Genomic DNA, 20,051 nt, shown 5'->3' on the forward strand with positions numbered 1-20,051 from the left:
CCTGATCCCCCGACCCGGCAGCCGACCCCGGCCCGGCAACCGTCCCCCGACCCGACAGCACGCGCCTCCACCCCACGAGCGGCCACCTGATGCCGCCGGACGGCGCTGGACCACCACGGTTTTCCGGGGGAGCCCCACCCGCGCAGGGATCAAGCCTGACCGCCCGGAGCGGGTGGGGCTCCCCCGGAAAACCACCCAGGACAAGAGCAAAAACGGGACGACGCAAGATCGAAGACACTGACACCATGGGCGCGTGCTGCTCACCCTGACCACCACCCACCGCCCGGCGACCGACCTCGGTCACCTGCTGGTCAAGCACCCCGACCGTGCGCACTCCTTCGACGTGCCGGTCGGCACCGCGCACGTGTTCTACCCCGAGGCGGGCGAGCAGCGCTGCACGGCCGCCCTGCTGCTGGACGTGGACCCGCTGCGGCTGGCCGGCGCGCGGGGCAAGGGCCGCAGCCGGCAGCAGGCGGCGCCCCCGGAGGGCTTCACCCTCGGGCGGTACGTCAACGACCGGCCGTACGCCGCGTCCAGCCTGCTCTCCTCGGCGCTGTCCAAGGTGTACCGCTCCGCGTTGCGCGGCGAGTCCCGGGAGCGCCCCGAACTGGCCCGTACGCCGATCCCGCTGGAGGTGCGGGTGCCGGTGCTGCGCTGCCGGGGCGGCGCGGACGTGGCGGCCCGGATGTTCGGCCCGCTCGGCTGGGCGGTGACCGCGACCCCGATCCCGCTCGACGAGCGGCACCCGGAGTGGGGCGACAGCCGGTACGTCGACCTGACCCTGACCGGGACGCTGCGCGTCGCCGACGCGCTCAACCACCTCTACGTCCTGCTGCCGGTCCTGGACGACGCCAAGCACTACTGGGTGGCGCCCGACGAGGTGGACAAGCTGCTCCGGGCCGGCGATGGCTGGCTGGCCGGCCACCCGGAGCGGGGCATGATCACCCGCCGCTACCTGGCGCACCGGCGGGCGCTGGCCGGGCTGGCCCTCGCCCGCCTCGCCGAGCAGCGGTTGACCGACGAGCCGGCCGCCGCCGAGCCCGACACGGTGGACGAGCCCACCCTCCGCCAGCCGACGCTGGCGGCGCGGCGGCGGGAGGCCGTCCTCGCGGCACTGGTCGAGTCCGGCGCGAGCCGGGTGCTGGACCTGGGCTGCGGCGGGGGCGCCCTGCTCGCCGCGCTGGTCGGCGACCGCCGGTTTACCGAGATCGTCGGCACCGACGTGTCTTCGCACGCGCTGACCCTGGCCGCCCGGCGGCTGCGGCTAGACCGCCTGCCGGAGCGGCAGCGGGACCGGGTCCGGCTCTGGCAGTCCGCGCTGACCTACCGGGACGACCGGCTGCGCGGCTACGACGCGGCGGTGCTGATGGAGGTGATCGAGCACGTCGACCCGCCCCGGCTGCCGGCGCTGGAGGACGCCGTCCTCGGTCACGCCCGCCCCGCCACCGTCGTGGTGACCACGCCCAACGTCGAGTACAACGTCCGCTACGACGGCCTGCCCGCCGGGCGGTTCCGGCACGCCGACCACCGGTTCGAGTGGACCCGCGCGGAGTTCGCGGCGTGGGTCGACCGGGTGGCCGCGACCTACGGCTACTCGGCCGCGATCGGCGGGGTCGGCGACGACGATCCCGAGGTCGGCGCCCCCACCCAGCTCGCCGTGCTGACTCGGAAGGAGATCCCGTGACCACCCTCGACATCCCCGAGCTGGCCCTGGTCGCGCTGGTCGGCGTCTCCGGCTCCGGCAAGTCGACCTTCGCGCGCCGGCACTTCGCGCCCAGCCAGGTGCTCTCCTCAGACGCGTTCCGGGCGATGGTCGCCGACGACGAGAACGATCAGTCCGCCTCCGCCGACGCGTTCGACGCGCTGCACCACGTCGCCGCCACGCGGCTGCGGCGGGGCCGGCTCACCGTGGTCGACGCGACCAACCTCCAGCCGCACGCCCGGGCCGCCCTGGTGCGGGTGGCCCGCGAGCACGACGTGCTGCCGGTGGCCGTCGTGCTGGACGTGCCGGAGGCACTGGCGTGGGAGCGCACCGAGGGCCGCGCCGACCGCACCTTCGGCCGGCAGGTGCTCGCCCGGATGCAGCGTGACCTGCGCCGGTCGTACGGGCAGCTGGCCCGGGAGGGCTTCCGGAAGGTGCACGTGCTGCGCGGCGTGGACGAGATCGACGCCGCCGAGATCCGCTACGAGCGGCTGTTCAACGACCGGCGGGAGCTGACCGGGCCGTTCGACGTCGTCGGTGACGTGCACGGCTGCCGCGCCGAACTGGAGGCGCTGCTGACCCGGCTCGGCTGGGAGTTGCGCCGCGACGAGCACGGCCGGCCGGTCGACGCGACCCACCCGGCGGGGCGTACCGCCGTCTTCGTGGGTGACCTGGTCGACCGCGGCCCGGACTCCCCCGGCGTGCTCCGCCTGGTCATGGGCATGGTCGCCGCCGGGCACGCGATCTGCGTGCCCGGCAACCACGAGCAGAAGCTGCTGCGCCGGCTGCGCGGCCGGGACGTGCGGCTCACCCACGGCCTGGCCGAGACGATGGCCCAGCTCGCGGCGGAGCCGGACAGCTTCGTGGCCGAGGTGGCGGCGTTCGTCGACGGCCTGGTCAGCCACTACGTGCTGGACGGCGGCCGGCTGGTGGTCGCGCATGCCGGGCTGAAGGAGGCGTACCAGGGTCGCGCGTCGGGCCGGGTGCGGGCCTTCGCGCTGTTCGGCGAGACCACCGGCGAGACCGACGAGTACGGGCTGCCGGTGCGCTACCCGTGGGCGCGGGAGTACCGGGGCTCGGCGATGGTGGTCTACGGGCACACGCCCACCCCGGAGCCGGAGTGGGTGAACAACACGATCTGCATCGACACCGGCTGCGTCTTCGGCGGCCGGCTCACCGCGCTGCGCTACCCCGAGAAGGAGCTGCTCTCGGTGCCGGCGGAGCGGGAGTGGTACGCCCCGGCCCGCCCGCTGACCGCCGCTCCGGCCCGACCCGACCAGGTGCTGGAGCTGACCGACGTGGCCGGCCGGCGGCACGTCGAGCACGCGTACGGGTCGCTGACCGTGCCGGCGGAGAACGCCGCGGCGGCGCTGGAGGTGATGAGCCGGTTCGCGGTCGACCCGCGCTGGCTGGCCTGGCTGCCGCCGACGATGGCGCCCTGCTCGACGGCGACGGTGGGCGGCTTCCTGGAGCACCCGGCGCAGGCGTTCGCCGACTACCGCGCGGCGGGCGTGGACCGGGTGGTCTGCGAGGAGAAGCACATGGGTTCGCGGGCGGTGGTGCTGGTCTGCCGGGAGCCCGATGGCGGTCCGTTCGGCCCGGGCGGCGGGGTGGTGCACACGCGCACCGGCCGGCCCTTCTTCGGCGATCCGCTCGACACCGGGCTGCTCGACCGGGTGCGCGGGGCGGTCGGCGGGGCGGGGCTCTGGGCCGAGCTGGAGACGGACTGGCTGCTGCTCGACTGCGAGCTGCTGCCCTGGTCGGCGAAGGCGGGCGGGCTGATCCGCGAGCAGTACGCCGGGGTCGGCGCCGCCGGCCGGGCCGCGCTGCCCGCGGCGCTGGCCGCGCTGGAGGCCGCCGCCGGTCGGGGCCTGCCCGTGGGCGACCTGCGCGACCGGATGGCCCGCCGACGCGACGAGGTCGTGGCCTACTCGGAGGCCTACCGGGCGTACGTGGGGCCGACCGACGGGCTGCGCGGGGTGACCCTGGCACCGTTCGCGGTGCTCGCCGGTGCCAAGGCCAGCTACGCCGACCGGGACCACGGCTGGCACCTCGGGCTGGCCGACCGGCTCTGCGCGGCCGACCCGGAGTTCTTCACCCCGACCCGTCGACAGGTGGTCGACCTGGCCGATCCCGCCGCCGAGGCGGCGGCCACGGACTGGTGGCTGGAGCTGACCGCCGCCGGCGGCGAGGGCATGGTGGTCAAGCCGTACGCCGGTCCGGCCGCCCGCTCCGAGCGGGGCTCGCTGCTCCAGCCGGGGATCAAGTGCCGGGGCCGGGAGTACCTGCGGATCATCTACGGCCCCGGGTACGACGAGCCGGAGCAGCTCGCCGCGCTGCGCCGCCGGTCGCTGGGACGCAAGCGGGGGCTGGCGCTGCGCGAGCACGGGCTGGGGCTGGCGGCGCTGGACGCGCTGGTCGCCGGCGCACCGCTGTGGCGCCGGCACGAGCTGGTCTTCGCGATCCTGGCCTGCGAGTCCGAGCCGGTCGACCCCCGGCTGTAGGCGCGGTCCCCGCTGTCCCGGCCCCGGTCGGGGCGGCGGGCGGGCGGACGCGGGTGTGACGTCGAGCACCGGCACGCCGGGGAGGCACCTAGACTACGGACGTTCCGTCCCCGACCGGCATCCATCGGAGGTCACCTCGTGCCGACGCCCACCACCACCCTGGCCCTGGGGCCGAGCTGGCTCGATCCAGAGGTGTTGATCTCGACGTTCGGGCTGATCGGCATCCTGGTCATCGTCTTCGCCGAGTCCGGCCTGCTGATCGGGTTCTTCCTGCCGGGCGACTCGCTGCTGTTCACGGCGGGTCTGCTCACCGCCGACGGGAAGTACATCACCTACCCGCTGTGGCTGGTCTGCCTGCTGATCACCCTCGCGGCGATCGCCGGCGACCAGGTCGGGTACGCGTTCGGCCGCAAGGTCGGCCCGGCGCTGTTCCGCCGGCCGAACTCGAAGCTGTTCAAGCAGGAGAACGTGCTGAAGGCGCACGACTTCTTCGAGAAGTACGGCGCGCGTTCCATCGTGCTGGCCCGCTTCGTGCCGATCGTGCGGACGTTCACGCCGATCGTGGCCGGGGTCAGCCGGATGAACTACCGCACCTTCGTCATCTACAACGTGATCGGCGGCGTCCTCTGGGGCACGGGCGTGACCGTGCTCGGCTACTTCCTGGGCCAGATCCCGTTCGTCAAGGCGAACATCGAGATGATCCTGATCGCCATCGTGGCGATCTCGGTCGTCCCGATCGCCGTCGAGCTGCTGCGGGCGCGGATGGCCGCCAAGCGTGGCACCACCGCGCAGGAGCGGGCCGCCGCCGAGGAGGCGATCCGGGAGACCCGCGAGCACTACGGCAAGCACTGAGCGGCCGGCCGTCCGGTGCCGCCCCCGGTGGGGGATGGCACCGGACGATCGGTACGGGTCAGCGAGCCTTCTTGGTGGCGCGCTTGCGCGGCGGGGTCAGCAGATCCGCGATCGTGGCGATCGCGGTCGGCACCAGCCGGTAGTAGGCCCAGACACCGCGCTTCTCCCGCTCCAGCAAGCCGGCCTCGGTGAGGATGCGCAGGTGGTGACTGACCGTCGGCTGCGAGAGGCCGAGCGGCGCGGTCAGGTCGCACACGCACGCCTCGCCCTCGGGCGCCGATTGGATCAGGCTGAGCAGCCGCAGTCGAGCGGGGTCGGCGAGGGCCTTGAGGACCCCGGCGAGACGCTCGGCATCGGCACGTTCGATCGGCTCGCCGGCAAGCGGCGAGATCTGAGGCATGGTCATTTCAGCCAACGCAGTTCCCACGTATTCCATCCTTCCACCAGCAGCATCGATCCGCCTGCATATCAGCAGATCCGAATCGGCAGACTTTTACGCCACAAGGCCGAGGTCAGCCAACGTATAGGCCGCCCGATAAGGCAGTCCGGCAGCTCGTACGGCGTTGCCGGCGCCTCGATCAACAATAACCGCCACACCCACGATCTCGGCCCCGACCTCACGAAGGGCCTCGACCGCGGTCAACACACTCCCCCCGGTGGTGGACGTGTCCTCCACCGCCAGCACCCGCCGGCCGGCCACGTCCGGCCCCTCGATCCGCCGCTGGAGCCCGTGCGCCTTGCCCGCCTTGCGGACCACGAACGCGTCCAACGGATGATCAGTCGCGGACGCGGCGTGCAGCATGGACATCGCCACCGGATCGGCGCCCAGGGTCAGGCCGCCCACCGCGTCGTAGTCCCAGTCGGCGGTCAGCTCGCGCATCACCCGGCCCACCAACGGGGCGGCCTGGTGATGGAGCGTGACGCGACGCAGATCGACGTACCAGTCCGCCTCGCGCCCGGAGGAGAGCACCACCCGGCCGTGGACCACCGCCAGGTCGGTAATGAATTTACGCAGGTCGTCGTGGTCCCCCATGGGGGTAGAGGGTACTGCGCAAGTCTGGGAGCCGCGTGCCGGGTCCACCCGGATCAGCCGGGGGAACGACCGATGGATGGCGATGGCCGGCTACGCTGAGCGACCGTTCAGCCGGTGGGGCGGGCAATCGCCGCCGGCCGGCGGCGCGGCGCGGCCCCGCTACGGTGGTCAGCCGTCGTCGCGGCCGATGCGGCCCCGGGTGTCGCGGGCCACCACCTCCAGCAGCCGCCGGGGCGCGTGCCGCAAACCGGCGACGGCCAGCTTGTACTTCCACGCGGGGACGCTGACCAGCTTGCCTTTGCGCAGGTCACGCAGCGCTTCGTCGACCACGTCGTCGGCCCGCAGCCACATCCACTCCGGGGTCTTCGACATGTTGATGCCGGCCCGCTCGTGGAACTCCGTCCGCGTGTAGCCGGGGCAGAGCGCCATCACGCGGACGCCGAACGGCCGCGCGGACTGGCCGACGGACTCGCTGAAGTTGGTGACCCACGCCTTGCTGGCCGAGTAGGTCGAGCCCGGCATGACTGCCCCGAAACCCGCCACGGAAGAGACATTTATCACTGCCCCGTGACGCCGCTCCGTCATCGGACGCAGGGCCGCGAGGGTCAGCCGCATCACCGCGTGCACGTTGAGCCGCAGCAGCCGCGCCTCGTCCTCGGCGGACGACCGCAGGAACGGGGTGTTCAGGCTGATGCCGGCGTTGTTGACCAGCAGCTCGACCGGCGCCCCCTCCGCCAGCCGCCGCTCCACGGCCGCGCAACCGTCGTCGGTGGACAGGTCTGCCGGGATCGTCTCGACCTCCCGGCCGTGCCGCGCGGTCAGCTCGGCCGCCGTGTCGGCCAGCCGGGCGGCGTCCCGCGCCACGAGCACCAGGTGCCAGCCGTCTGAGGCCAGCCGGCGGGCGAAGGCGGCGCCGATGCCGGCGGTCGCACCGGTGATCAGGGCCCGCCGCCCGGTGGTCGGCTGGTCGAGCGTCACGGGCGATCCTCACTCGGCGGGTACGAAGGCGCGGGCGGCTGGTGCCACGGGGCCTGGGCGGGCGGCGGTGCGGGCGGCTGCGGGTCGGCGGGCGGTGCGGGCGGCGTCGTGGGCTGCTGCGGGGCGGGCGCCGCTGGTCGGCGGCGGAACCAGGCGTTCGCCGCCGGCAGGGCCAGCAGCGTTGCTACCACAAGGTAACCGAGCACCTGGCCGACGGAAAGCCCCGCGCCCAACGGAATCCACCAGGAGGGGTGGGCGTCGTCGACGAGGCCCAGCAGCTCCCCGGTCGCCCGGTCGTCCTCGCCGAGTCGTAGCGGGGCGGCGCGCTGGCCGACCAGCACCGCCAGCGCGCAGCAGCCGAGGATCAGGCCCAGACCGGACACCACCCAGGTCGCGGTGCGCGCGCCGGAGCGGCCGGCCCGCAGGCCGAGGGCCAGGCCGGCGAGGAGCAGCCCCGCCACCGTGCTCACCACCACGGTGAGCACGGTGGACACGCGCAGCAGGGTGACGATGCGGTCGACCTGGTCGGGGCCCGCCGAAGTCTCCCCGGCCGCGTCGCGGAACCGGTCCACGGTGCCCCCGAGGGTCGCCGCGCCGGCGACGGCGTACGCCAGGGCGGCGACCGCCATCAGCACCAGCGCCGCCACGGCCAGCGTGACCACGGCCGGGCGACGGGCCGGTGCCCGATCGGGGTACGACACGACGAGTCCCTCCGGTAGGCGTCGGGATGCAACCTACTCGGAGGGACCGTCGGCGTCGCTGTTATCGACCGGTCAACTCACCGGCGGCGGCGTCGGACCGGGGCGGTCCGAGCCGGGCTGCTCGCCTCCCGGGGTCGCCCCCGGCTGACCCGGCTGCCCCTGGTGCCCGCCGTACGGAGAGGACGGTGGCTGGCCGCCCGGAGCCGGGTAGCCGGGCTGGCCGGGTGCCTGCGGCTGGCCGGGTGCCTGCGGATACCCCGGCGTCTGCGGGTAGCCGGGCTCGCCGGACGTCTGCGGGTGGCCCGGGTAGGCCGCGCCCGGGACCGGCGGCTCCCACGCCTGCTTCGGCTTGCGGAAGAACTCGTTGGCCTTCGGCAGCGCCAGCAGGATCAGCGCGGCGAGCAGCGAGAGCAGCCCGATCACGGCGAGCAGCGTGGTGACCGGGGTGACCCAGCCGGGCAGCGCCTCCTCGAGACGGCGCTGGATCTCCTCCGGGCTCGGCGCGTCGCCGGTCGTCTGGCCGGTGCCGCCGAAGCCACCGCCGGCCAGGCCGGTGAGCACGTTGCCACCTAGGCAGCAGACCAGGATGCCGCCGAGGATCCAGGTGGTGATCCGTGCCCCGTTGCTGCCCCGGTTGTTGAATACGCCCAGTACGGCGAGCACCACCGCGAGCAGAAGCATGACGATGGCGCCACCGATGGCGATGAAGGTGGTGATCTGCGCCAGGTTCTGTACGCCGTTGGCCTCGGTGCCCCGGTAGGCTTCGTCGAGCACCTCGGAGACGGTGCCGAGGGTTGCGAGCGTGATTATCAGTCCGATCAACTGCGTAACCGCAAACAGCCACAGCAGGTACGTCGAGGTGGTCACCACGCCCGGCCGGGTACGGGCCGACGCCTGGGAGGACTCCGTCATGATCCTCTCCTTCACTAGATCAGGTCCACACAGTATCGGCACCGGCACCACCATGCTGGCATGACGACACGTTGCCGAACTGGTGGTTGCTCGCGTGCCACGCCCGGACTCTGAAGTTCCTCGCCGGCACCGCCGAGCACTGGCATGCCACGCTGCGGCGCGCTCGTACTCTCAAATCAGATCTTCCGCTGCCTACCTGCGAAAACGCTTCATTGCGCTGCGTAAGGGGTTGCTCACCGCATCTAAGCCTGCTTGTATGGGATTCAGCCGAAGCCCAATCGACTTGGACCGAGGCATTCTCCGTGGGCCTGCGGAACAACGGATAACAATCGCCAAAAGGAGAACTGCGTGCTGCCTAAGATCGCACGAACGACTATCGCTGTCGGAGCGCTCGCCATTGGTTCGCTCGCCGTCGCAGCACCCGCCCAGGCAGCCAGCCCGGTGCCGGCTCCAGCGGCGGAAGCGGCGACGGTCACCCCCCAGGCTTGGCCGACCTGGGGAATCTACAGCAATCTCGCAAACTGTGTTGCCGAGGGCGTCAGCCTGAAGAGCGCGGGGGTTCTTCGCGACTTCATCTGTGTACCGGCCACGATTTTTACCGGCCCCAGCTACCCTCACGCACTGCTCGGTCTGGTGAACTGAGACTGCGATGACTTCACCCGGGTCGGCCCTGAATAGGCCGGCCCGGGTGAGTCAATTAGTCGACCTCGGACAACTTGTCATTCCAGGATACGAACTCGGGTGAGGCTAGGAGCTATGTGCTGTCCACGCCATTGACCGCGCTTCCAGCGTCAGTAGCCGCGCCACTCCGCCCGCGCGTACTCCAGCACCCGGGGCTGGAGCAGGGTGGAGGCCGGCACGTCCACGCGGCGGCGGTCGGCGGGGAAGGCCCCGGCGGCGGAGAGCGTCGCCGCGTCGAGGAAGCGCAGCGCCGGCGCGTCCGGCGGCAGGGTCAGGGCGGGCGCGGTCGCGCCGGGGGCGGCGAGCAGGAAGCCCCAGTCGCCGAAGGACGGCACGTCCACGTGGTACGGCGTGGTGGCGAAGCCCGCCTCGCGCAGCGACGCCTCGATCGACCAGTACGACCGGGGCGCGAAGTACGGCGAGCCGGACTGCACGACCAGCCGGCCGCCCTCGGCGAGCACCGCGCGCACCAGCGCGTAGAACTCGACCGTGTAGAGCTTGGCGGTGGCCGTCTCGTCCGGGTCGGGCAGGTCGGCCACCACCGCGTCGAACCGGTCCGTGGCGGTACGCAGCCACGAGAACGCGTCGGCGTGCACCACCCGGACCCGGGGGTCGTCGAACGCCCCGCCGTTGAGCCGGCGCAGCTGCGGCTCGCTGCGGGCCAGTGCCACCACCGCCGGGTCCAGGTCCACCACCGTGACCCGCCGGACGTCCGGGTAGCGCAGCAGCTCGCGTACGGCGAGGCCGTCGCCGGCGCCGAGCACCAGCACCTCGCCACGCGGGCCGTTCAGCACCGGGTGCACCAGCGCCTCGTGGTAGCGGTACTCGTCGACGGAGCTGAACTGGAGGTCGCCGTTGAGGAAGAGCCGCAGGTCGGTGCCGGCGCGCCCGGTCTCGGCGACCGAGCGGGTGAGCACGATCTCCTGGTAGCGGCTGCGCTCGGCGTGCACCACCGGGTCCCGGTAGAGCTGCTGGCGGGCGGTCAGCTCGAAGTCGTGCGCGGTCACCCACGCGTACCCGAGGCTGAGGAAGACCACGACGGTGCCGGCGCCGAGCGCGACGCGGGCCCGTCGGCTCAGCTCGCGCCGGAAGACCGTGCAGACCAGCGCGAGCCCGGCCACGGCGTTCACCGCGCCGACCACCAGGGCGCCCTTGAGCTGCCCGAAGACCGGCAGCAGCAGGAACGGGAAGGCCAGCCCGCCGAGCAGCGCACCGACGTAGTCGGCGGCGAACAGGTCCGCCACCGCGCTGCCGGCGGCCTGCTCCCGGATGCGTTGCAGCAGCACCATCAGCAGCGGGATCTCCGCGCCGATCAGCAGGCCCAGCACGAACGCGGTGCCGACCAGCGCCGGCCCGTAGAGGTCCAGCCACGCGAAGGCCGCGTAGAGGCCGAGGACGGAGAGACCACCGAGCAGGGCCAGGGCCAGCTCGATCGCGGCGAACGCGGCGGCGGCGCGCGGCTGCAGCGGCTTGGCGGCGAGCGCGCCGACGCCCATCGCGAACACCATCACGCCCAGCACGATCGACGCCTGCCCGACCGTGTCCCCGATCAGGTAGCTGCCCAGGGCGACCAGGGCCAGCTCGTAGACCAGGCCGCAGGCGGCGCAGACGAAGACCGCGACGAGCACCGCCGCGCGGGACAGCCGCCACCGCGCGGGCGGCGCCGGCGCCTCGACGGTCACCGGCCCTCCGGCGTACGCCGTGCGTCGGGTTTGCCGGACTGCCGGGGAGCCGTGGGCGTCCGCCCGCTGGCCGTGCCCTTCTCGTCCTCCTTGCGGAGCTGGCGGCGGCGCTGCCACAGGCCGACGGCGACCAGCAGCCCGGTGAGCAGCAGCAGGCCGAGCGCGCCCAGCAGGTAGCCCCAGCGGTCCCGCCACAGGTCGTTGCCGGCGTCCGGCAGCGGCGGCGGTGTGGCGGTCCCGGTCGCCGGGATGGCGGCCGGCTCCACCAGTCCCGCCTCGGCGGCGAGCAGCGGCAGGGTCACGGCAGCCCGGGTGACCGCCCAGCCCGGATCGTCGATGAAGACGTCATCGGTCAGCCCGAACCGTTCCAGCCCCCGCTCGATGCTCAGCAGCTGGCTGGTGGAGATGTCGGCGGAGCCGGTCACGTCGACACGCGCGAAGTCGTTGCTCTCGCTGCTCTCCGAGGTCCAGGCGACCAGGGCGTCCACCTGCACCCACCGCGGGCAGGCCGGGTTCTCCTCGACCGCGACCCCGTCGCCGAGGTTTGACCCGACGCTCAGCGGGTCGCTGTAGCTGTAGTAGTCCTGGAGCACCCAGCCGTAGCAGATGCCCTGGCTGTCGGTGGAGCGTTGGAGGATCGGCACGGTGTCGCCGCGTTCCTGCGCGGTCGGCGACGGCACGTCGTCGTCTCCCGAACCGCTGTTGACCATCCCGGCCACCACGCAACCGAGGACGACCAGGCCGGTGACCAGCCAGAAGACCCAGACTCCCGTCGACGGCTTCCCGGCCGGTTGCGCGGCGGGTGCCTTCGTGCCGGCCATCAGCTGATAGCGGCGGCGATGATCGCGCCGGTGGCCAGGTGGACGACGGCGGAGACCCAGACCGCCGGGTGCGGCTGCGGGTCGACCAGGATCTCCCCGAGCCGGCCCGGCGTGGCCGCGTCGAGCAGCAGGAACGCCGCCGCCATGATGACCAGGCCGAGGATGCCGTACGCGGCCGCGCCGACGATGCCGAGCACGAAGTCGTCGGCGCTGGCGGCGATGGCGGCGACCACGATGATGCCGACGCCCGCCAGGTTGGAGGCGAGCAGCAGCGCGGCGTTGCGGTTACGCTCGGCCCAGATCAGCTCGTGGAGCTTTCCGGGGGTGGCCACGTCGACGAGGGCGTAGCCGACGGCCATCAGGACGACACCGACCACGCCGTAGGCCAGCGTGACCAGCAGATCGGTGACCAGCGTCTGCAAGGGGACTCCAGGGTTTCGTCGGGGTGAGGGATGGGCTACTTGCCGGAGCCCGGGCCGCCGCCGCGCACGGTGCTGCCCCGGCCCCAGCCCCAGTGGTTGCCCACGGTGGAGTGGTAGCGCGGGTACGCCGTGCCCATGCGCTCCAGCAGGATCACCGAGCCGGCGGCGATCGGCACGATCACCACCGAGTCGTCGTCGTAGCGCAGGTAGACGCCGCTGCCGTCGACGTACTGGTCGGCCGGCCGCCACGCGTCGGTGACCTCCTTCGCCACCTGGCTGGGCGACCGGTTCGAGGTGTAGGCGACCGCGTCGCGGCCGATGTCCCGGCTCGCCGTCCGGGTGTACTTGTCCTCGACGAAGCCGCGGGGCGAGAAGTTGCCGTAGAAGATGGCGAAGCCGGCGACCAGCGCGCCGATGACGGCGAACGCCACCCCCACCACGAACCAGCGTCGGTACGTCATCGCAGTGCCACCACCGTCTCGGTCAGGACCAGCTCGTTGGTCTGGGGATACGCGTGCCAGGTGCGCCAGCCGAGGGCGCCGTCCGGCGGGTCGGGGCGCACCGACAGCGCGGTCACCGCGTCGGCGTCGCCGGGGAAGACCCCCACCAGCGCGTACGGGTCGTCGGCCAGGTCGGCGCGCAGGGCGGCCACCCGGTCGCTCAGCCCGGTGCCGGCGGGCCGCAGCACGGTCGCGGTGAAGCGGTAGCCGTTCGCCTCGTCCTGCACCGCTTGCGGCAGCTCGGGCGGGCGGCCGGGCAGGCAGGCGACCGTCTCGGTCAGCGTGGTGCCTCCAGCGCGCAAAACCACCTGGTGCGAGGCGCCGAGCAGGCGCAGCCGCAGCCGGACGCCGCCGGGCAGGTCGAGGTCGAGCACGTGCAGCGCGGGCAACTCGTCGTCGCCGAGGGCCAGGCTGAGGTCGGCGGCGCTGGTGTCGACGTACGGGGCGTCGAGGGTGACGAGCATCAGTCCACCTCGGCCTGCGGGTAGATCATCACGTCGGCGCGGTGCAGCACCTCGCCCAGCGCCACCTCCCAGCCCGCCTCGCCGTACGCCTCGAAGGAGAGCCGGGCCCCGCCGGGCGCCTGGTAGTCGTGGTACCGCATGGTGCCGGTCGGGTCGAGGCCGGTGGTGCCCGTCGCGGTGTAGCGGGCCTGGCCAGACTCGTCCCAGTTGTAGCGACGGCCGGCGAAGTCGATCGTCGGGGCGCCCGGGGTGACGGTGGTGCCCGGCTCGGCGGCCCAGAGCACCAACTCCAGCTCCGGGTCCTCCTCCACGGAGAGCCAACGGCGCACGCCCGCGGCGTCGTCGAGCAGATGCTCGGCCCAGCTCCAGCCGCCCTCGACCAGGCGGATCGAGCCGCGGACGGCGTACGACGTCCCGCGGATCTCGACGATGTCGCCGGGCTTCAGACGGCGGGGGTCGCCGCGCAGCGCGTCGGAGTCCCGGTCCCGCAGCGGATCGCCCGGGTCCTTGGGGCGCTGCGGCCGGGACCGACCCCGGCGCAGGGCCACCACGGCGACCACCACTCCGGCCACCCCCACCAGACAGCCCGCCGCCGTCAGCAGGTACGCCACCGACCCGTCCACCGACCACCTCCCCAGGTACGTCGGCGGAGACGGTAACAACCCCGCGCACCTGGGGAAACCTGCTGTCGTTCGGGTGAGGAACCGATTACGTGACGTGCTGGCGGTTCAGTCGTCCGCGGTCCCCGTCTCGGCGTCGCCCGGCCCGGACGCGGCCTGGTGTGCCGCCGGATCGGGACAGATCAGGTGGCCGGGCGGGGCGGCCTGGGGACCGCCGGAGCCGGCCGGCGGAACGTGGGCGCCGGGCCCGGCCGGCGGGGCGTAGGCGCCGGGCCCCGCCAGTGGGGCGTAGGCACCGGGCCAGGCCGGCGGAACGTGTCCGCCGGTCCAGGCCTGCGGGGCGTAGGCGCCGGGCCCGGCCGGCGGGGCGTAGGCGACGGGGATCACGGCGTACCCGGCCGGCGGCAGCGGCGCGGCGGGGAAAGCGGCCCGGGGCACGAACCACCGGTGGGCGGGCGGCAGCGCCAGCAACAGCACCACCGCGAGGGTGAGCAGCAGCACGGTCAACACCCCGAGGCCGGCCAGCGGGAACAGCACCGCGTCGAAGGGGTCGGACTCCGAGTAGAGGGTCTCGACGAACTTCGACTCCGCCCAGAAGTCGGCCTCCGGGTCGACCGACCCGTCGGCGGGATACTCCCCCTCCGCGTACGGCTCGTCGAAGCCGAGGCCGAGGCCGAGGAGCAGGGGGAACGCGAGCACGCCGGCGAAGCTCTGGCCGCAGCAGACGACGAGTTGGATGCCGCCGGCCACGAAGACCAGGATCCGGGCGACGTTGCCGCCGCGCCGCACCGGCAGCGCCGTGGCGGCCAGCCAGAGCGCGAGCAGCAGGGCGGGCAGACCGAGCACCACCGCCCCGACGACGTTGCTCCAGCGCTCGCCGCGCACCTCGTCGGGATCGGCGTCCGGGACCGCCCGCACCGCGCGGTCGATCTGGCCGTCCCACTGGATGGCCTGGGTGACCACCAGGGCCACCAGCCCGAGGAGGACGAGCACGGCCACGAGCTGCAACCAGAAGGCGATGGTGACGGTGGCGGGACGGGGCGGGCGTAGCGGCGCGTCGGCGGGCGGCGTCATGGGACGGAAGCTACGGATGGCCGACGCCGGCCGGCAGGGCCGATCGGGTGGGCCCGGCCGGCGAACGGATCATGCTCCGGCGAGCCGCTCCGACGCGTAGCCGCCCAGGGTGGCGCGGCCCATGACGCAGCCGGTGAACGTGCCGAACTCGGCCGGGTCGTCCCGCAGCGCCGTCCAGGCCGCCCGACCGGCCGCCGGGTCGAGCCGTTCCAGCAGGGTGGCGGCGTAGACACGGCCCGCCGGGGTGCCCTCGGCGAGCAGCCGGTCGAGTTGCCCGCGTACGCCCTCGGGGTCGTCGGCGAGCGCCGCCTCGACCCGCCGGTACGCCTCGGTCACGGGCAGCAGCGTGCCGGCGATCCCGACCCCGCCGAACGCCACCGTGTCGGCCTGCCGTAGCTCGTCGAGGGCCGCCTCGACCTCCCGGTCCCGCTTCTTCCCGATCCCGAACATGCCCATCTCCTTCCCCGCCGCGCCCCGCCCGACTCGTTGAATCATGAGGTTGGCGGCAGTTGCCGAGATCCAACTCGCCGCCAACCTCATGATCGGCGCGGCTCGGGCGGGGTCAGGCCGTCGAGACCGAGAGGGCGTCCTTCGTGTCCGACAGGTCGACGCGAACTGTGTCGCCGTCGCGGATCCGGCCGGCCAGGAGGGCCTTGGCGAGCTGGTCGCCGATTGCCGTCTGGACCAGGCGGCGCAGCGGCCGGGCCCCGTAGATCGGGTCGTAGCCGTGCTCGGCGAGCCACCCCCGGGCGGCGTCGGTGATGTCCAGGCCGAGACGGCGGTCCGCCAGCCGCCTGCGCATCCGGTCGAGCTGGATGTCCACGATGGCCCGCAGGTCGTCACCGTGCAGCGCGGCGAAGACCACGATGTCGTCCAGCCGGTTGAGGAACTCCGGCTTGAAGTGCGACCGGACCACCGCGAGGACGCCCTCCCGGCGCTGCTCCTCGGCCAGCGTCAGGTCGCCGATCACCGACGACCCGAGGTTGGAGGTGAGGATCAGGATCGCGTTGCGGAAGTCCACCGTGCGGCCCTGCCCGTCGGTGAGCCGGCCGTCGTCCAGCACCTGGAGCAGAACGTCGAAGACGTCCGGGTGGGCCTTCTCGACCTCGTCCAGCAGGATCACCGAGTACGGCCGGCGGCGCACCGCCTCGGTGAGCTGGCCGCCCTCCTCGTAGCCGACGTAGCCGGGCGGGGCGCCGACGAGGCGGGCGACGGAGTGCTTCTCGCCGTACTCGCTCATGTCGATGCGGACCATGGCCCGCTCGTCGTCGAAGAGGAACTCGGCGAGCGCCTTGGCCAGCTCGGTCTTGCCGACGCCGGTCGGGCCCAGGAAGAGGAAGCTGCCGGTCGGGCGGTCCGGGTCGGCGACCCCGGCCCGGGCACGGCGTACGGCGTCGGAGACCGAGCCCACGGCCTCAGCCTGGCCGACCACGCGGGCGCCCAGCGACTCCTCCATCCTCAGCAGCTTGGCGGTCTCGCCCTCCAGCAGCCGGCCGGCGGGGATGCCGGTCCAGGAGGCGACCACGGCGGCGATGTCGTCGGCGCCGACCTCCTCCTTGAGCATCGCGCCGTCGGCCTGGAGCCGGGCCAGCTCCTCCTCGGCCCGGGCCAGCTCGGCTTTGAGTGCGGGAATCCGGCCGTAGCGCAGCTCGGCGGCGCGCTCCAGCTCGCCGTCGCGCTCGGCCCGCTCGGCCTCGCCGCCGAGCCGCTCCAGCTCCTCCTTGGCGGTGGAGAGCTTGGTGATGTGGTCCTTCTCCAGCTTCCAGCGGTCGGCGAGGGCGGTGAGCTGCTCGCGCTTGTCGGCCAGCTCCTTGCGCAGCCGCTCCAGCCGCTCGGCGGAGGCGGCGTCGGGCTCCTTGGCCAGCGCCATCTCCTCGATCTCCAGCCGGCGCACCGCCCGCTCGATCTCGTCCACCTCCACGGGCCGGGAGTCGATCTCCATCCGGAGCCGGGAGGCGGACTCGTCGACCAGGTCGATCGCCTTGTCCGGCAGGAACCGGTCGGTGATGTAGCGGTCGGACAGGGCGGCGGCGGCGACCAGGGCGGCGTCGGTGATGCGTACGCCGTGGTGCACCTCGTAGCGCTCCTTGAGGCCGCGCAGGATGCCGATGGTGTCCTCGATGGTCGGCTCGCCGACCAGCACCGGCTGGAAGCGGCGCTCCAGGGCCGGGTCCTTCTCGATGTGCTCGCGGTACTCGTCGAGGGTGGTCGCGCCGACCATCCGCAGTTCGCCGCGGGCCAACATCGGCTTGAGCATGTTGCCGGCGTCCATCGAGCCCTCGCCCTTGCCGGCGCCGACGACGGTGTGCAGCTCGTCGAGGAAGGTGATGACCTGCCCGTTGGAGTTCTTGATCTCCTCCAGGACGGACTTCAGCCGCTCCTCGAACTGGCCCCGGTACTGCGCGCCGGCGACCATCGCGCCGAGGTCGAGCGAGACCAACTTCTTGTCGCGCAGCGACTCGGGCACGTCGCCGGCGACGATCCGCTGGGCCAGACCCTCGACGATCGCGGTCTTGCCGACGCCCGGCTCGCCGATCAGCACCGGGTTGTTCTTGGTACGCCGGGACAGCACCTGGATCACCCGGCGGATCTCCGAGTCCCGGCCGATGACCGGGTCGATCTTGCCGTCGCGGGCGCTGGCGGTCAGGTCCACGCCGTACTTGGCCAGGGCCTGGTAGGTCTGCTCGGGGTCGGCGGTGGTGACCCGCCGGTCCCCGCCGCGCACGGTCGGGAAGGCGGCGACGAGGTTCTCCTCGGTGGCGCTGGCCGACTTCAGCGCGCCCGACACCGCGCCACCCACCCGGGCCAGGCCGGCGAGCAGGTGCTCGGTGGAGGTGTACTCGTCGCCGAGCGGCCGGGCGATCTGCTCGGCGGCCCCGATGGCGTTGACGAACTCGCGGGCCAGGGTCGGCTCGGCGATGCTGGAGCCGCGCGCGGCGGGCAGGGCGTCGACCGAGCGCTGGGCGACCCGACGCAGCTCGGCGGGGTCGGCCCCGACGGCGCGCAGCAGGCCGGCGGCGGTCGAGCCCTCGGTGTCCAGCAGCGCCAGCAGCAGGTGCCAGGGCTCCACGGTGGCGTGACCGCGCTGGTTCGCCATCGCGACGGCACCGGTGATGGTCTCGCGGCTCTTGGTGGTGAGTCGTTCCGTGTTCATGGGCTCCCCCGGATCGGCGTGTCCACTGGGAAGGACACAACCAGAGTTGAGCCTATTCCGCTCAACCCTGATGGTGTGAGCTGGATCACTCTCGCCGTCCCGACGTGTCCAGAGGTGTCTGTGTGATCGATTGGACGGGCCGTTCTGGTGGAGGAGAAGCGCTGAGCGACCACACAGCGGAACGGCGCTCGCTGCCAAGATCTGCGCGGGCCGACCAGGGGTAGCCTGGCCATGTGCGCGTACGTGTTGAACAGACCGCCCTGCCGGGAATCGGGGTCCGTCACGATCTGTTGACGGAGTCCGGTCGCCGCCTCGGTGTGGTCTCCCACCGCAATGGCCGTCGTGACCTCGTCCTGTACGACCCGGACGATCCCGACTCATGTCAGCACGACATACCGCTGACGGACGACGAGGCGGAGGCGCTCGCCGACATCCTCGGCGCGTCGCTGATGCTCGGTCAGCTGTCCGGGCTGCGGGAGCAGGCCGCCGGCCTGCTCACCGAGCAGATCGCCATTCCGGCCGGCTCGAAGTACGTCAACCGGAAGCTCGGGGACACGCAGGCACGTTCCCGCACGGGCGCCTCGATCGTGGCCGTGCTGCGCCACGGCGAGGTGATCGTCTCGCCGGAGCCCTCCTTCCGCTTCGCCGCCGGTGACGTGGTGGTTGTGGTCGGGACCCGCCAGGGCCTCGACGGGGTGACAGCCATCCTTGCCGACAGCGACCCGGACGGCTGAGGCGCGGATGCACGAAACGACGACACTGCTCATCGAAGTCGGCGCACTGCTCTTCCTGCTCGGCCTCCTCGGCCGGCTGAGCCGCCGGACCGGCCTCTCGCCCATCCCCCTCTACCTGCTCGCCGGGCTCGCGTTCGGGCACGGCGGCCTGCTGCCCCTGGCCGCCAGCGAGGAGTTCTTCGCGGTCGGCGCCGAGATCGGCGTGATCCTGCTGCTGGTCATGCTGGGCCTGGAATACTCGGCCAACGAGTTGGTCGGCAACCTGCGCGCCGCGGCCCCGGCCGGCCTGATCGACGGGCTGCTGAACGCGCTGCCCGGGGCGGCGTTCGCGCTGCTGCTCGGCTGGGACTGGGTCGCCGCCCTGGTGCTCGCCGGCATCACCTGGGTCTCCTCCTCGGGGGTCATCGCCAAGGTCCTCGCCGACCTGGGCCGCCTCGGTAACCGGGAGACCCCGGTGATCCTCTCGGTCCTGGTGATCGAGGACCTGGCGATGGCGTTCTACCTGCCCCTGGCGACCGCGGTGCTCGCCGGCAGCGGCCTGCTGGGCGGCGGCATCGCGCTCGGTGTCGCGGTCGGCACCGTGCTGCTGGTGCTGGTGGTCGCGATCAAGTACGGCAACCTGATCTCCACGGCCATGTCGGCGAAGGACCCGGAGGCGCTGCTGCTCGGCGTACTCGGGATGACCCTGCTGGTGGCGGGCATCGCGGCGAAGCTCCAGGTGTCGGCGGCGGTCGGCGCGTTCCTGGTCGGCATCGCGCTGTCCGGGCCGGTGGCGCACCACGCGACCGAGCTGCTCACCCCGCTGCGGGACCTCTTCGCGGCGGTCTTCTTCGTCTTCTTCGGTCTGGTCACCGACCCGCGGGACATCCCGCCGGTGCTGCTGCCCGCGCTCGCGCTGGCCGTGATCACCATGGCGACGAAGACGCTCACCGGTTACCTGGCGGCTCGCCGGGTCGGCATCGCCGAACCCGGTCGCTGGCGGGCCGGCCTGGCCCTGGTGCCCCGGGGAGAGTTCTCCATCGTCATCGCGGGGCTCGCGGTGGCCGCCGGCAGCGTCGACCCGAAGCTGGCGGCGCTCGCCACGGCGTACGTGCTGATCACGGTCGTGACCGGGCCGATGCTGGCGCGGTTGCCCGACTTCGCGTGGTTCAAGCGCTGGCTGCGGAAGCGCGGCGCGGCCCAGCGGGCCCAACCGGTGCCGGCGCACGACTGACCGA

20 protein-coding genes are annotated in these 20,051 nt (G+C 73.0%); 6 read left to right on the plus strand and 14 right to left on the minus strand.

Annotated features, from left to right (window positions below; translation table 11 throughout):
* The first annotated feature begins 253 nt into the window (after positions 1–253).
* From ACGF5C_RS12690 to ACGF5C_RS12700, 3 genes are all read left to right on the plus strand, one after another.
* Positions 254–1,684, plus strand: coding sequence for a 3' terminal RNA ribose 2'-O-methyltransferase Hen1 (locus ACGF5C_RS12690; RefSeq protein ID WP_393300509.1), 1,431 nt, complete (start codon positions 254–256; stop codon positions 1,682–1,684).
* Positions 1,681–4,206: a polynucleotide kinase-phosphatase gene (locus ACGF5C_RS12695; protein ID WP_393300512.1), complete on the plus strand. Its 2,526-nt coding sequence runs from the start codon at positions 1,681–1,683 to the stop codon at positions 4,204–4,206. Before ACGF5C_RS12690 ends, ACGF5C_RS12695 begins: the two co-directional genes overlap by 4 nt.
* A gap of 138 nt (positions 4,207–4,344) precedes the next feature.
* Positions 4,345–5,058 (plus strand): DedA family protein, encoded by a 714-nt coding sequence (locus tag ACGF5C_RS12700; protein WP_393300516.1) that lies wholly within the window; start codon positions 4,345–4,347, stop codon positions 5,056–5,058.
* A 58-nt stretch (positions 5,059–5,116) separates the two neighbouring features.
* On the opposite strand, the gene ACGF5C_RS12705 is transcribed toward ACGF5C_RS12700, so the two are convergent.
* The 5 genes from ACGF5C_RS12705 to ACGF5C_RS12725 all read right to left on the minus strand — a co-directional run bounded on the left by ACGF5C_RS12705 (position 5,117) and on the right by ACGF5C_RS12725 (position 8,682).
* Complete coding sequence (locus ACGF5C_RS12705) at positions 5,117–5,494, minus strand: helix-turn-helix transcriptional regulator (protein ID WP_007073957.1); 378 nt, start codon at positions 5,492–5,494, stop codon at positions 5,117–5,119.
* A 57-nt stretch (positions 5,495–5,551) separates the two neighbouring features.
* Positions 5,552–6,091: an orotate phosphoribosyltransferase gene (locus tag ACGF5C_RS12710; protein ID WP_393300519.1), complete on the minus strand. Its 540-nt coding sequence runs from the start codon at positions 6,089–6,091 to the stop codon at positions 5,552–5,554.
* Between the two features lie 168 nt (positions 6,092–6,259).
* Positions 6,260–7,069, minus strand: a complete 810-nt coding sequence (locus ACGF5C_RS12715; protein WP_393300521.1) for an SDR family NAD(P)-dependent oxidoreductase — start codon at positions 7,067–7,069, stop codon at positions 6,260–6,262.
* Positions 7,066–7,770: a hypothetical protein gene (locus tag ACGF5C_RS12720; protein ID WP_393300524.1), complete on the minus strand. Its 705-nt coding sequence runs from the start codon at positions 7,768–7,770 to the stop codon at positions 7,066–7,068. Before ACGF5C_RS12720 ends, ACGF5C_RS12715 begins: the two co-directional genes overlap by 4 nt.
* 72 nt (positions 7,771–7,842) lie before the next feature.
* Entirely contained in the window at positions 7,843–8,682 is an 840-nt protein-coding gene (locus ACGF5C_RS12725; RefSeq protein WP_393300527.1) for a hypothetical protein, read from the minus strand.
* Positions 8,683–9,030: 348 nt separating this feature from the next.
* On the opposite strand from ACGF5C_RS12725, the gene ACGF5C_RS12730 reads away from it, so the two are divergent.
* Positions 9,031–9,324 (plus strand): hypothetical protein, encoded by a 294-nt coding sequence (locus ACGF5C_RS12730; RefSeq protein WP_393300530.1) that lies wholly within the window; start codon positions 9,031–9,033, stop codon positions 9,322–9,324.
* Between the two features lie 149 nt (positions 9,325–9,473).
* Here the strand turns inward: ACGF5C_RS12730 and ACGF5C_RS12735 are convergent, their stop codons facing one another.
* From ACGF5C_RS12735 to clpB, 9 genes are all read right to left on the minus strand, one after another.
* Positions 9,474–11,045: a polyamine aminopropyltransferase gene (locus ACGF5C_RS12735; RefSeq protein WP_393300533.1), complete on the minus strand. Its 1,572-nt coding sequence runs from the start codon at positions 11,043–11,045 to the stop codon at positions 9,474–9,476.
* Positions 11,042–11,866 (minus strand): hypothetical protein, encoded by an 825-nt coding sequence (locus ACGF5C_RS12740; RefSeq protein ID WP_393300536.1) that lies wholly within the window; start codon positions 11,864–11,866, stop codon positions 11,042–11,044. The genes ACGF5C_RS12735 and ACGF5C_RS12740 overlap by 4 nt, the downstream gene beginning before the upstream one ends.
* A complete protein-coding gene (locus ACGF5C_RS12745) occupies positions 11,866–12,288 on the minus strand; it encodes a DUF350 domain-containing protein (protein ID WP_393300539.1) in 423 nt (140 codons plus the stop codon). The genes ACGF5C_RS12740 and ACGF5C_RS12745 overlap by 1 nt, the downstream gene beginning before the upstream one ends.
* 35 nt (positions 12,289–12,323) lie before the next feature.
* Positions 12,324–12,749: a DUF4247 domain-containing protein gene (locus tag ACGF5C_RS12750; protein ID WP_393300541.1), complete on the minus strand. Its 426-nt coding sequence runs from the start codon at positions 12,747–12,749 to the stop codon at positions 12,324–12,326.
* Positions 12,746–13,252, minus strand: coding sequence for a DUF2617 family protein (locus ACGF5C_RS12755; RefSeq protein ID WP_357693443.1), 507 nt, complete (start codon positions 13,250–13,252; stop codon positions 12,746–12,748). Before ACGF5C_RS12755 ends, ACGF5C_RS12750 begins: the two co-directional genes overlap by 4 nt.
* Complete coding sequence (locus ACGF5C_RS12760; RefSeq protein WP_393300544.1) at positions 13,252–13,875, minus strand: DUF4178 domain-containing protein; 624 nt, start codon at positions 13,873–13,875, stop codon at positions 13,252–13,254. Before ACGF5C_RS12760 ends, ACGF5C_RS12755 begins: the two co-directional genes overlap by 1 nt.
* A gap of 105 nt (positions 13,876–13,980) precedes the next feature.
* Entirely contained in the window at positions 13,981–14,946 is a 966-nt protein-coding gene (locus ACGF5C_RS12765) for a hypothetical protein (protein WP_393300546.1), read from the minus strand.
* A gap of 69 nt (positions 14,947–15,015) precedes the next feature.
* A complete protein-coding gene (locus ACGF5C_RS12770; protein ID WP_393300548.1) occupies positions 15,016–15,396 on the minus strand; it encodes a hypothetical protein in 381 nt (126 codons plus the stop codon).
* A 112-nt stretch (positions 15,397–15,508) separates the two neighbouring features.
* Positions 15,509–18,100: an ATP-dependent chaperone ClpB gene (clpB, locus tag ACGF5C_RS12775; RefSeq protein ID WP_393300550.1), complete on the minus strand. Its 2,592-nt coding sequence runs from the start codon at positions 18,098–18,100 to the stop codon at positions 15,509–15,511.
* Between the two features lie 233 nt (positions 18,101–18,333).
* Between clpB and ACGF5C_RS12780 the strand changes: the two genes are divergently transcribed.
* Positions 18,334–18,834 carry a TrkA C-terminal domain-containing protein gene (locus ACGF5C_RS12780; RefSeq protein ID WP_350702229.1) on the plus strand — a complete coding sequence of 167 codons (501 nt, stop codon included), beginning with the start codon at positions 18,334–18,336 and terminating at the stop codon, positions 18,832–18,834.
* A 7-nt stretch (positions 18,835–18,841) separates the two neighbouring features.
* On the plus strand, positions 18,842–20,047 hold the full coding sequence (locus tag ACGF5C_RS12785; RefSeq protein WP_393300553.1) for a cation:proton antiporter: 1,206 nt from the start codon (positions 18,842–18,844) through the stop codon (positions 20,045–20,047).
* Positions 20,048–20,051: the final 4 nt, after the last annotated feature.

This window comes from Micromonospora sp. NPDC047620, assembly GCF_043205005.1.
Classification (GTDB): Bacteria; Actinomycetota; Actinomycetes; order Mycobacteriales; family Micromonosporaceae; genus Micromonospora.